This is a genomic window from Parasphingomonas zepuensis (genome assembly GCF_036663735.1).
Lineage (GTDB): Bacteria > Pseudomonadota > Alphaproteobacteria > Sphingomonadales > Sphingomonadaceae > Sphingomonas.
Genome location: NZ_JAXOJO010000006.1, coordinates 208,447 through 221,453 on the forward strand (window position 1 = coordinate 208,447; position 13,007 = coordinate 221,453).

At 60.7% G+C, this 13,007-nt stretch carries 9 protein-coding genes; 6 read left to right on the top strand and 3 right to left on the bottom strand.

All coding sequences use genetic code 11. The features are described from left to right. Positions 1 to 17: 17 nt before the first annotated feature. The 4 genes from U1769_RS21450 to U1769_RS21465 are packed head-to-tail and all read left to right on the top strand — an operon-like array spanning position 18 to position 7,233. Positions 18 to 1,493 (top strand): ATP-binding protein, encoded by a 1,476-nt coding sequence (locus U1769_RS21450; RefSeq protein ID WP_332720076.1) that lies wholly within the window; start codon positions 18 to 20, stop codon positions 1,491 to 1,493. Beyond that, positions 1,486 to 4,185, top strand: a complete 2,700-nt coding sequence (locus U1769_RS21455) for a Z1 domain-containing protein (RefSeq protein ID WP_332720077.1) — start codon at positions 1,486 to 1,488, stop codon at positions 4,183 to 4,185. Before U1769_RS21450 ends, U1769_RS21455 begins: the two co-directional genes overlap by 8 nt. Further along, a complete protein-coding gene (locus U1769_RS21460) occupies positions 4,175 to 5,158 on the top strand; it encodes a PD-(D/E)XK motif protein (protein ID WP_332720078.1) in 984 nt (327 codons plus the stop codon). Before U1769_RS21455 ends, U1769_RS21460 begins: the two co-directional genes overlap by 11 nt. Then, complete coding sequence (locus tag U1769_RS21465; protein ID WP_332720079.1) at positions 5,155 to 7,233, top strand: AIPR family protein; 2,079 nt, start codon at positions 5,155 to 5,157, stop codon at positions 7,231 to 7,233. Before U1769_RS21460 ends, U1769_RS21465 begins: the two co-directional genes overlap by 4 nt. Here U1769_RS21465 and U1769_RS21470 read toward each other — a convergent pair. Further along, entirely contained in the window at positions 7,184 to 7,735 is a 552-nt protein-coding gene (locus U1769_RS21470) for a very short patch repair endonuclease (protein ID WP_332720080.1), read from the bottom strand. The two genes, U1769_RS21465 and U1769_RS21470, sit on opposite strands and share 50 nt — an antisense overlap. A gap of 5 nt (positions 7,736 to 7,740) precedes the next feature. On the opposite strand from U1769_RS21470, the gene U1769_RS21475 reads away from it, so the two are divergent. Next, positions 7,741 to 9,252 (top strand): DNA cytosine methyltransferase, encoded by a 1,512-nt coding sequence (locus U1769_RS21475; RefSeq protein WP_332720081.1) that lies wholly within the window; start codon positions 7,741 to 7,743, stop codon positions 9,250 to 9,252. Between the two features lie 98 nt (positions 9,253 to 9,350). On the opposite strand, the gene U1769_RS21480 is transcribed toward U1769_RS21475, so the two are convergent. Then, complete coding sequence (locus tag U1769_RS21480; RefSeq protein WP_332720082.1) at positions 9,351 to 11,405, bottom strand: amidohydrolase family protein; 2,055 nt, start codon at positions 11,403 to 11,405, stop codon at positions 9,351 to 9,353. Next, entirely contained in the window at positions 11,405 to 12,358 is a 954-nt protein-coding gene (locus U1769_RS21485; RefSeq protein ID WP_332720083.1) for an ornithine cyclodeaminase family protein, read from the bottom strand. The genes U1769_RS21480 and U1769_RS21485 overlap by 1 nt, the downstream gene beginning before the upstream one ends. Before the next feature lie 156 nt (positions 12,359 to 12,514). Here U1769_RS21485 and U1769_RS21490 point away from each other — a divergent pair, with 156 nt between their 5' ends. Further along, a complete protein-coding gene (locus U1769_RS21490; protein ID WP_332720084.1) occupies positions 12,515 to 12,967 on the top strand; it encodes an Lrp/AsnC family transcriptional regulator in 453 nt (150 codons plus the stop codon). Positions 12,968 to 13,007 lie beyond the last annotated feature (40 nt).

Here is a 13,007-nt window from a genome sequence, read left to right on the forward strand (position 1 = left end):
CCGGGGAGCATGCTAGGATGGAGTACCGCAGGAACGCGCCGGATGCGTCCGCGCTGATGACGTCGGCGCGCAGTTTCGGCAACTACGACCTGTCGAGCGCTCTCGCGGATCTTCTCGACAACAGCATCAAGGCGCGATCGAAGAAAATTGATATCCGCTGCGTCCGTACAATTGGCGAGCCCGAAGTTCGCATCCTCGACGACGGAACGGGGATGTCTCTCGACGAACTTTGCAACGCGATGCGCCCGGCTAGTACCAACCCGGATGCCGAGCGCGCGCCGGATGATCTGGGCAGGTTCGGATGGGGCATGAAATCTGCATCCCTCTCCCAATGCAGGCTCCTGACGGTGGTCACCCGGAAGGACGGCGTGATAGCCGGGGCGGTTTGGGATCTCGACGACATCGACGACTGGAAAATGGGCGTTCTGAATGATGCCGAGTTCGCCGCGATCGCCAGTAACAGTTTGCAGGAACGCGACGGGACCGAGATTATCTGGCGGCGCTGCGATCGATTGTCAGAGTTCGGCGCCGTCGAGGGGCGCGGGTTCAACGATCTCGTCGCGCACGCAAAATCGAAGCTTGCCATGGTCTTCCATCGCTATCTCGCGGGCGAGGAGGGACTTCGAAAGCTCTCGATCGTCTTCAATGGCGATACGCTTAAGCCGACCGATCCGTTTCTCAGACACCATGAGGCAACTCAGCGTCTGCCTCACGAAACCCTGCTGCTTTCTGGAAAACCGATAGACGTTCAAGCGTTCGTGCTGCCTCATTATTCAAAAATTTCGTCGGCGGACCACGAGCGTCTCGGCGGCGAGGAAGGCTTCGTCCGCAACCAAGGGTTCTACCTGTACCGCCAGCACCGTCTGATCATGTCCGGAACCTGGTTCAGGCTCGTTCGCCACGGCGAGCTATCGCAGCTTGTCCGAATTGCGGTCAACATTCCGAACAGCCTCGACAGCATCTGGAAGATCACGCTCGACAAGGCGGATGCCCAGTTACCCTCGGGACTGCGAGCTCGACTGAAAGACATCGTCGACACGCTCAAGGGCAAATCCGGGAAGGTATTCAGGTCGCGCGGCGGTAGAATCCGCACATCGGACGATGCAACGCAGGTCTGGGCAAAGTACGTCCGTAACGGCGAGATCAGATATTACATCAACCGCGAGCATCCCTTACTGGCGGAACTCCTTGAGTCCGACGACGACGCAATCGCCGGGGCGGTCGGCGCCGCTTTGGGCATTATCGAGGACAGCTTTCCGATCTTCAGCATCGGCGAGGACGTTGGTTCAAGACCGGAAATGATGAATCAGGGCGCGATCGATCGGGATGGTTTTCTCGCGAAGCTCGACGCCGCACTGCCCTCCCTGCTCAACCATGCCGGAGGCACGCTTCCCGCTCTGGCTGCGCTGCTCAGAATCACTGAACCTTGGGCGAGCCAATTTCTGTTTGTCGAAGAACATCTGAAGTCGAAGGGTTGGTGGCAGGATGCTTGATAGCGAATTGGCGTTCTTCCGATCACAGATTGGACAGAAACATGGCGACGCTCTCCAACGTGGCGAGGGGTTGCCGGAGGGCGCCATTTCGGAACTGGTTCGCGGTGGCCCTTTCAGCGGGCTCGACGAGCCCTCGCTGGACTTCATCATTCGCGAACTGGAAACCAGCTTTACCGTAACCCAGCGCCGGGGCGCGGTCATCAGCAAGGGACACCGTCCGTGGCTCGCTGCACGCAAACCTTCGACTGACTTTTACTACTGGAACAGACTGCGCAAATACTACCTCGAGACCGGCATCCTGCCATCCAAGGTGCTGGCGACGCTTGACGCCGACACCGATCAGGTTCTCGACTTTTGCGGCGATCCGCTCGATGCGAATTACGGGTTTGTCCGTGGCATGGTCATGGGCAACGTGCAGTCGGGGAAGACCACCAACTATTCTGCGCTCATCTGCAAGGCAGCAGACGCCGGATACAAGGTGATCATTCTTCTCGCTGGCATCACCAATTCGCTGAGGACGCAGACGCAGGAGCGCATCGACGAGACCTTCATCGGTAAGGTTTCTGTGTTCATGGCAGCTGCCCAGACGTCCCTGCCGATTCAGAACTACGCTACGGTGCGCCGAATTCCTTCGTACGGCACGTCGCGTGACTCTGACTTCTCGGCTGGTCGCGACGGTATTTATTTCAATCTTTCCGGCCACCATGAGCCGATGATTTTCGTGACCAAGAAGAACAAGTCCGTGCTGGAGCGACTGGAAAGTTGGATCGAAGACCAGAGTGAAACCGGGGGCTACGACCTTCCCCTGCTGCTTATTGATGACGAGGCAGACAACGCGTCGATCAACACCCACAAGAATCCAAAGATGACAACAGCGATCAATAATGTTATCCGCCAAGTCCTGAGTAAGTTTCCGCGCTCGGCGTATGTCGGATATACGGCGACACCATTCGCGAACATCTTCATCGACCCCGAGACTACGAAAGAGATGAATAATGACGATCTCTTTCCTTCGAACTTCATCAAGGCGCTGGATCCGCCATCGAACTATGTCGGTTCGCACCGGGTCTTTCGTGAAGATGGCAATCTTCGCGCCGTCATGGTTCGCGTCATCGACGACTATCGCACGCTGCTCCCCCTGAACCACAAGAGTGCCGATCCTGTCGTCGCCCTGCCCGAAAGTCTCAGGCATGCGATCCGCGTGTTCTGTCTTACGCGGGCCATTCGGGTCCTGCAGGGCAAGGGGACCGCGCACTGCTCGATGATGATCAATGTCAGCCGGTTCAACGCCATCCAGGAGACTGTGCTGGGGTTCGTGTATGCGTATCTGAGCGAGCTGAAGGATGCGATTTCGGTGCACGCGTCCCTGCCAGCCGAACATATCCACGACGATGACATGACAGCGGTCCAGACAAGCTTTGAAAAGGAATATCGGGACGCCGGTTTCCAATGGCGGGACGTCCTCGCGAAGCTCAACGAGGGCATTCAGAGTATCGAGGTTCGCACCGTCAACATGCGCGGGGGGCAACTTGATTATTCGCTGAACCGCGAAAACGGGCTTCATGTCATAGCAATCGGCGGTCTGGCGCTGTCCCGAGGCCTGACGCTCGAAGGTCTGACCGTGTCGTATCTTCTGCGAAATACAGCGGCGAGCGACACGCTGATGCAGATGGCTCGGTGGTTTGGCTATCGGCCTGGTTATGAGGAAATTTGTCGACTGTTTTTGCCGGAAGTCTCGCTCAACCACTACGAGTACGTCGATGAGGCGACCGAAGAGCTGCGCAGTGAAGTGAAGCGCATGCAGGCCGCCAATCGTACGCCAGCAGATTTCGGACTGAAGGTCCGGCAGAGCCAGCTCGCAATTCGGGTGACTGCTGCCAACAAGATGCGGACGGCAAAGCTGGTCACAATCGCCCAGGATTATTCAGCGCGACACGTGGAAGGCTATGCGCTCCTCAATGATGGAGATGTGAACCGGCAGAACATGCAGCAGGTCAATGCAATGCTTGTTTCACTCGGCGCGCCAACGGACGTGAAGCCGGGCTACGTGATCTGGGAAGAGGTAAATGTCCGCAAGGTCGTCGATCTGCTCCGCAGTTTCCGCTTCGGTCAGCATCAGGATCTTGCGCCGATCTCGGACCAGTCCCTGTTCCAAGACTATCTGCAGGACAGGGCAGCCGACGAACTGGCTGAATGGGACATCGCAATCCCAATGAAACAATCCGGCACCCCGACGGAGATCGGTGAAGTCTCGGTTCGGCTCCGCGATCGCGATCAGGGCACCGTCAAGGACGGTGTTTACAGAGTTTATGGCAGCAAGAGCCGGGTAGCGGATCCGGGTGACGCATGGATCGCCTTAAAGGAAAGTCAGCGAGCTGTCGCTGAAGAGCGTTTCGCCGCGGACGTATACAAGCGCGAACGTAGTGCCTGCAGCGTTCGAGAACGCCCTCTCATGCTTCTGCACTTTTTCAACGCCAGTCTCGCCAACAAACCGGAAGTCCCAAACCCCTCCGACGATGAGCTGAAAATCAAAAACCCCGTTGTTACGCTGTCGTTCTGCATGCCCGAAACGCACAAGCCAGCAAAGGCGCGCGCCTACCAGGTGAACGCGGTCTACCGGAAGCAACTAGAGCTGTTCGACGAGCCTGACGACGATGAAGAGCTGATCGACGGAGATCAGGATGCTGGCTGAGTGGGAACAGATCCAGGCTACGGGGGAACCAGGGGATCGCAATGTCCGGCTGGTGGACAGTGCGCATCCTCTCAGCTTCCGGATCGGTCGCGATTTCAAAGGAAGGTACGTCTTTCAGCTGGATGCGTCGGGTTCAGCCGATCTGCGAACGGGCTTGCCGCACATATCGGGTATCGACTGCGAGCTTGATGAACAGGGTGCCGGCGCCCTGCGTCTCACACTGACGCTGAAGCGTCAGGAGGACGTGGCGAATTTTCGGCTCATGTGTGCGGGCATGATGCACGCAACCTCCGAACTCTCCGCGCACGAGGCGGAAACCGGGCTGCTTGTCGTTATCGATCAGCTTCACCGTTGGCAGGAAATGCTGCGGCAGCGGCGCGACCGATTGCTGAAGCGGACCGAGATCATCGGCCTGGTTGGCGAGCTCCTGTTCCTTCGCGATATTCTCGCACCTCGGATCGGGATGCTCGGCGCCATCCGTTCTTGGACTGGGCCGGAACGCGATGAGCAGGATTTTGTGCTGGGAGGAACAATAGTCGAGGTGAAAACGCAGATAGTGACCGCCGACCGGCGCATCCGGATATCTTCGGAAGATCAGCTTGATCCCGTCCAGGGCCGCATTATCATCGCTAATCAGGGTGTCGCACCCCTCCCCGGCACGGACCCGACCGCACGGTCGCTCAATGGTCTTGCTGCTGAAGTTCGTGACGTAGCCGCGGCCAGCGGTGCGGCAGCATGCGACCTGCTCGACATAGCGTTGCTTGCAGCGGGGTACGAGCATCGGGAAGAATATGATGAGGAATCCTGGGTGCTGGTCGATCGCGCGTTCTACGAAGTGATGGGCGACTTTCCTCGCATCGAGCGAGCCGAACTTCGGTCCGGTGTCGACATGGTCAAATACTCGATCAGGGTCGCGGATTGCCTGCCGTACGCGGTTGACATCGATGTGACGATGGCGGGTTTCGTACGATGAGCGACATGCAGGAAGCCTACGACGAGCTGCGGGAAGATGTCATGCTTGAGGCGGAGGCCGGCGGGATATTCCAGCAGGAAGCATTCTTCCAGCTCTATGCTGAAGCAGCTTCGGAAAATGGCGATACGATCGATCTGGAGCACGCCCACTGTCACCGCGACGGCGGGCCCCGGTCTTATCGCATCGACGGTCATGCCTTTGACCATGATCGAGGAACCCTCCATCTCGCGGTCTGCGATTATCGCGACGGAGCGGAGGTCGAAACGCTGAATGCTACACAGATCGACGCTGCACTAAAGCGCGCAATCAACTTTTTCGAAAATGCGCTCCGCGCAGACTTCATCAACTCGCTCGAGGATACGAGTTCTGCATTCGAGGCAGCGTATCCGATCTATTCAAGCAGCGCGGCGATCAAGCGCGTTCGCGTCATACTGTTTTCGAATGCCCGCCTGGCGGCGCGTCGTGCGCCGCAACTGGCTGAAGAGGTAGCGGGTGTGCCCGTGGTATACAGCGTGCTCGATCTCGGTCGATACTCCGATATCCAGCGATCCCAGGCTCTGCCGGAGTCGATCGAGGTCGACATCGCTAAAATTGCGGGCGGACCGATCCCCTGTCTTCAAGCATCGGTCGATTCCGACGAATATGTGTCTTACCTGCTGGCCATTCCAGGCAACGCGCTCGCGGAAATCTATGGTCTCTACGGCGCGCGGCTCCTTGAGCAGAATGTCCGGACGTATCTGCAGGCGCGGACCAAGGTCAACCAAGGCATCCTTACTACGATCAAGGACGCCCCGGGGATGTTCTTCGCCTACAATAACGGGCTGACTGCGACAGCCTCCGGCGTTCGTGTCGAGCGGCTGAAGGACGGACAGCTGGGTATCGCCGCGATCAGCAACCTGCAAATCGTGAATGGCGGACAGACCACCGCCTCAATCCTCTACGCCAAGGACATCTCGAAGAATTCGCTCGACCAGGTTCACGTGCCGATGAAGCTGTCGGTGGTACCGGATGATGCCGTCGAACAAGTCGTGCCGAAGATTTCCCGGTTCGCCAACACGCAGAATCGCATTTCCGAGGCCGACTTCTTCTCCAGCCACCCCTTCCATCTGCAGATGGAACGGTATTCGCGTCGGCTTGCTGCACCGCCGCAGGCCGGTGCCCTTTCTGGTTCCAAGTGGTTCTACGAGCGATCGCGCGGTCAGTATCGCGACGGCACCTCCTATGTGACGGCCGCTGAAAAACGGAGATATCTGCTCGAGTTTCCGAAGGAGAAGGTCATCGTCAAGACGGACCTGGCCAAGTACGTGGTCACGTTCGAACGGCGGCCGGATATCGTTTCCCGAGGCGCGCAGAAGTGCTTCATGTTCTTCGCCGACGAGATCGCGAAGCAATGGAAATCCAGTCATGCGAGCCTCAATGAAGGTTGGTATCGCAACGCCTGCGCCATGGCGGTCGTATTCAACTGGACCGACCGCATGATTGCGAAATCGTCATGGTACGCGGTTGATCGCGGGTACAAGTCGCAGACGGTAACTTATACCCTAGCTTGGCTGATGAACCGGATCGCAAACGGCGGAAAAGCCGGGTTGAACCTTCAACAGATCTGGAACACCCAAGAGGTTCCCGAGGAGCTTCGCGTGGTAATCGAAGAGCTGGCGCCGCTTGTTTCAGCTGCAATCCGCGTTGGCTCCGGCGCGGTCAGGAACGTCGGCGAATACTGCAAGATTCAGGCCTGCTGGGAGCGCATTTCGAAGACAGAGTTCGACGTGCCCGAGCTGTCCGATCACCTGCTCTTGGACAAGGAGGAGAACCGAAACGAGCAGAAGGAAGCGCGATCGACTGCCCGAATGGACAGTGAGATTGATCTGGATGTTATCCTGTTCTCGCTAGCGGACAAGGTCGAAATACTTCGGGCAACGGCGAAGAAGCGCGGTTTGCTATCGCCGAAATCGAGCGGAGCACTCGACAAGCTCCAGAGGGGAGCGATAAATCTCGCCCGGCCAGAGAAGACCGCACTGAAGCTGCTCATCCGTCGTCTTGAGGAGGAAGGGGTGTCGATCGAATCAATGGGATAAGCGGAATTTCAATCTGTGCGTCGTTCGATCTGATCCAGCCCGCAACCTTTTCGATCAATGGTTCGAGACCATTCTCGCGGAGTCCACACTCCCACACGATCGCGACGCGCCAGCCCGCTTCGCGCAGAAGCGTTACATTCCGAATATCCCGACCAACATTCGAGTTGAATTTGGTCTCCCAGAATTCAGAGCGCGTGCCGGGCGTTGTCGTAAACCGGCATCCCGTGTGTCGATGCCAGAAGCAGCCTCGGACCTCGATGACGACCCGCCAGCGCGGGAGAACGATGTCGGGACTGCCGGGAAGCGAACGGTCATGAAGCCTGAACCGGAATCCGCTGGCGTGGAGCGCCCGGCGCAATCGCAGTTCGGGTTTCGTGTTGGCCGACCGAATGCCTGACATCATCCTCGAGCGCGTGGCACTGTCTACGACGTCGACCACGTTTTTCCCTGGATCAATCCGTCGCACCTGGTAATGCCCATTGTCATGATCTGGGCCCCTCATCACTAATGTTCAAGGTAGTTGATCTGTTTGCCGGCCCGGGGGGGCTCGCCGAGGGATTTTCGGCGGTTCGTACTGCTGATGGCCAGCGTGTATTCGACATTGCGCTATCGGTTGAAAAAGAATCTTCAGCATTCTCGACACTCAGAATGAGGAGCTTCTTCCGACAGTTCCATCGACCACCGGCAGACTATCGCGAATATGTCCGCGGCAATATGACGCGCGAACAGCTGATAGGCGCCCATCCGGCGCAATGGAGCGCGGCCTGTGCCGAGACGCTTCAACTCGAACTCGGGACTCCGGAAGCAGCCGCAAAGATTGACCCGCTGATCGACCAAATCGCCGCGGAGGCCCGCGATCGCTGCATCTTGGTAGGCGGACCTCCATGCCAAGCCTATTCGCTGGTAGGTCGAGCACGAAATCGTGGTAACGCCGATTATATCGCGAGCGAAGACCATAGGCATTTCCTGTACCGGGAGTACATCCGTATACTGGCGCGCCTCAAGCCCGTGGCGTTCGTGATGGAGAATGTGAAAGGCTTTTTGTCAGCTAGTATCGATGGCGAGAATATCTTTGCGAAGGTGATGGCTGATCTGATGGAGGCCGGCGGCTTCAGGCACAGCTATTCAATCCTGCCGCTGCTTGTAAGCAGCGCCCGCGGTGGAGCAGCATACATACTGAAAGCCGAAGAGCATGGTGTACCCCAGCGACGACACCGGGTCATTCTATTAGGCGTGAGACACGACTTTGCCTCGCGGCTGTCAGTGCTGCAGTCTCCGAGAGAACACTTGAAGCCTCGCGAGGGCTCGCCCACTGTCCGGGATGTTCTGGGTGATATGCCGGCGCTGAGAAGTCGGTTGAGCAAGACCGATGATAGCGGACCCGCGTGGCGCGACGCGGTGCTAGAGGCTTTCGTTATATCCGCCCGGGCCGCCTTTGAAGAGGAAGACGAGCAATTTGACATCATTGCCAAGCGGCTACTCGTCCATGCTGATCGCATGGCGGGGGTTAATGACATTCGCCCAGCCACCTCGACAGAGCCGGCAAGCATCGCCGACGACGAGCTGGCTGCTTGGCTGATTGATCCCGAATTGAAATACTTGCCCAATCACGAAGCGCGCGGGCACATGGAAAGCGATCTCGCGCGCTACGCGTTTGCGGCAACATTCGCCGAACTGAACGACCGCTCGCCGAAGGCGTCGGAGTTTCCGGCTGGCCTCGCCCCCGCTCATCTGAATTGGACCTCGGGCAAGTTCAACGACCGCTTCCGGGTGCAGTGCTGGGACCAACCATCGACAACCGTCACCAGTCACATTGCCAAAGACGGCCACTATTTCATTCACCCTGACCCTCTTCAGTGTCGCAGCCTCACCGTGCGAGAGGCGGCCCGATTGCAGACATTCCCTGACAACTATTTGTTTGAGGGTAACCGCACCCAGCAATACACTCAGGTCGGCAACGCCGTGCCGCCCTTCTTGGCGTATCAGATCGCCAGCGTCGTTCACCGCGTTCTGTCATAGGGCGGGCTGTCGCGGTTAATGGAGCCGGGTCTCGATCATGATCTTGGAAGTTCAATTCCGGCAGACTGCAACCTCGCCCCCGCCGCCCAACACCACACTCACCGCTTCCCCACCCCCACAGCCGGAGCCCCACCCGGCAACCGGATCGCCGGCGCAACAGCAAACGGCTTCACGCCAAAGGCCGGATATATCTCCGACGGGAAATAGATCGTGCCGTCCTTCACCACCATCGCGATGCGATGCAGTTCGTGCAGGTCCGTCAGCGGATTGCCCGGCAGCAGCAGGAAATCGGCGCGCTTGCCGCGCGCGATCGATCCGAGTTCCTGGTCCCGGCCCATATATTGCTCCGGGCCGAGCGTCCCCATGCGCAGCACCTCCGCCGCCGGAATCCCCGCCTCGCCATAGATTTCCAGCTCGCGGTGGACCGAAAGCCCGGACTCGTCGTCCGTGCCGGGCAGCAGCACGATGCCGCGATCATGCAGCATCTTCAGCAGCTGCTTCACCTTGGTGAAGGCGCCCTGATAGGCCTTGTCGTCCGCCGGGCCGGCAATCGGCGCGATCGCCTGGCGGCGGCGGCGCTGCAGCCCGATCGGCAAATGATCGATATAGCTCGCGACTGCCGGGCTCGGCGCGCCGTCGCGGCTCAGCATGAGCAATTCCAGCGTCACCGCCGTCGGATCATGCGCGACATGGCGGGCGACCATCGCATCGATCGTCTTCTGCACGGGGGCCGAGGCGAGATCGAGGCTGGCGGTCCGCCGCATCGCCGTCAGCCGCAATGGCGTGCGGGTATCCTCCGTGGGATCGAGCACCCAGCCCAGCATGAGCTGGTTGATGTGAGTCACCTCGTCATAGCCGTCGGCGATCAGCGCGTCGGCATTGGTGAAGGCGGGCACATGCCCCGTCACGCCCATGCCCAGCCGGTGCGCCTCGCGCGCGATCGCCGGCACCCAGGCCGGATTCATGCTGTTGTAGATCTTGACCTGCCAATAACCGCGCGCCGCGTACCACCGCACGGCGTCCACTGCGGCGGCCTCGCTGTCGGCGACGATGCCGTTGCGCGCGGAAAACGGGCTGCGCCCTTCCAGGAAGCCATTGGCGACGATGCGCGGGCCGGCGACTTCCCCGGCCTCGATCTTGCGCACCAGGCCGTGCAGGAAATCATTGTCGTTGCCCATGTCGCGCACCGAGGTGACCCCGGCGGCGAGATAGAGCAAAGCCGACTGGAGGCCGACATGCGCGTGCATGTCGTGCAGGCCGGGCAGCAAGGTGCCGCCGCCGCCATCGATCTGCGCTTCGCCCGGCGATGCCGGCGCGTCGAGCGGCTGCACGCCCGTGATCCGGCCGTCGGCGAAGACCACCGCCATCGGTGCGCTGAGCGTGCCCGTTTCGGGCTGGAAGATCCGCACGTTGCGGATGCGCACGGGCGCATCGATCCGGTGGGCGAAACGCTGCTGGAGCGCGGCATAGCGCTTTGCTGTCAGCTCGGTCGCCAGCGCGATCAGCGCCGGCACGTCGCCCTCATGTCCCTCGCGCACCGTGGCGCCGCCGGTGCCGAGCACAGCGAACAGCCGGCCCTCGCCATCGAGCAGGATCAACTCGGGCGCCATTTCGATCCCGCTGATCGCATAGGCCTGATAACCCGCGGCGCCGATCGTCGCGGGCCCCAGTTTCTCGATGCTCAGCCGGCCGCCCGGCAGGGCGTCCAGGCTGCTATCGGCTTGTTTGAGCAAGGCCCCGGCATAAAGGCCAAGCGCCCAGGGGCTCGCATTCTGGCCGATATACAGCGCCGTGCCGGGGGCGGGTGCTTGGCGCGGCCCCATCGAGTCCGTCCAGCGCGCGATCTTGCCCTCGCGCACGAAGCGCTCGTGCACCGCGCCGCCGAACGTCGCCGTGCCGTCCATCTCCCAGCGCACCGGCAGGCCGTCCGCGCCGAGCTCCATCGTCTCGCGCATGGTCGGGCCGCGCCCGTTATTCTTCACGTCGTAATCGATCGTCACGCGATCGCCCTGACGGTCGGCATCGACGAAGCCGACCTTTTCGCCATTGGCGATGACGACCAGCCGTTCGTGCTGAGCCATGGCCGGCGACGCCGCGAGCCCGGCCAGCAGAGTCGAGGCGAAGAGCGCGCTACGCAAGAGGGTGAAGGACATCAGGCCAGCAAACTCCGGTAAAGATGGGCAGTGGCGGCCAGGTCCTGCACGACATGGCCTAGCGATTTGTAGATCGTGATCTCGTCCGCGCTGCGCCGCCCGGCGATGCGGCCCAGCAGCACCTCGCCGATCTCGGCGACGATATGATCGTCGCCGATCAGGCCCGCATCGCGGGCGACGAGGAATTCCGCGGCGGCGGCGAGCGCCGAGGCGCGGCTGTCGGTGATGTACCGGCTGTCCGCCACCAGCGCGCTGTCGACCTCGACCGGCCCCGCCCCGCTTGATCCGATCAGGTTGAGATGCGTGCCCGGCCGAATCCATTCGCCGAGCAGGATCGGCTCGGCCGATCCGGTCAGCGTGCAGATCACATCGGCCTGCTGCGCCGCCGTGCGCAGATCGGGTGCGAGCTCGGCGCCGAGCGCGGCGAAGTCGTCGACCAGCGCCTGCGCCTTTGCGGCCGAGCGCCCCCACACGAGCACGCGCTTGAACTGGTGGACCAGCGGCAGGGCCGTCAAATGCGTGCGCGCCTGGCCGCCCGTGCCGACGATCAGCAAGGTGCTGGCATCGGCGCGGGCCAGCGCTGCCGTGGCGACCGCCGAGGCGGCGGCGGTACGGATATAGGTGATCTCCTCGGCATCGGCGATCGCGACCGGCTCGCCCTGGTCGGGTTCGAACAGGATGACGACGCCGCGGTGCCGGCGGTGCGTCGGCGCGTGCGGATCGGCGAACACGCTCAGCATCTTGGCCCCGAACATGTCCTGCTCGCCCAGCGCGCCCGTCATATGGCCGAACGCCCGGCCCGGGCTGAGCGGGATCATCGCGCGCAGCAGCTGGCGCGTGGTGCCGGCGGACAGTGCCTTCATGGCGTCGCGCACCACCCGGATGCAGTCGGGATAGCTCAGCCCCGCCCGCACTGCCTGGCTGTCGAAGATCGTCAGCTGGTCCCGCTTCATGCTTTCTCCCTTTCGCCCCCGCGCCCCGCGACAGGAACGATAGGGCAGTCCGCGGCGGAATGCTTGCCAAGGCGCATGGCGGTCCGTAAGAAATATGAAATATTGATCCAAGAAATCCCGGGATTATGCATAAACATGGCGGAAAATTTCGATCGCTTGGATATCAAGATCCTGGCTCGCCTGCAGATCGATGCCGCTGAGTCCTCCAGCGAAATCGCCGAACGCGTCGGCCTTTCCCAGTCGCCCTGCTGGCGCCGCATCCAGCGGCTCAAGGAGGAGGGCTATATCAAGGCGCAGGTCGCCGTGCTCGATCGCGAGAAGTTCGGGCCGAGCATGTTCATCTTCGCCCAGCTCAAAATGGGTAGGCTCAACGATGAGGGCCGCGAGCGTTTCATGCGCGCGGTCGACGAAATTCCCGAGATCATGGAGGCCTATACGCTGTTCGGCGAGATGGACGTGATGCTCAAGGTGCTGGCGCCCAGCATGGACTGGTATCAGCGCTTCACCTTCAGCACCCTGCTCCGCCTCCCCGGCGTCGAGGACATCCGCTCGACCGCGACCCTGTCCGAACTCAAATGCACCCACCAACTCCCGCTCCCTGCAATGTGAATCGCGCATAAATCATGCGCGCAAGCTCCAACACCACCCC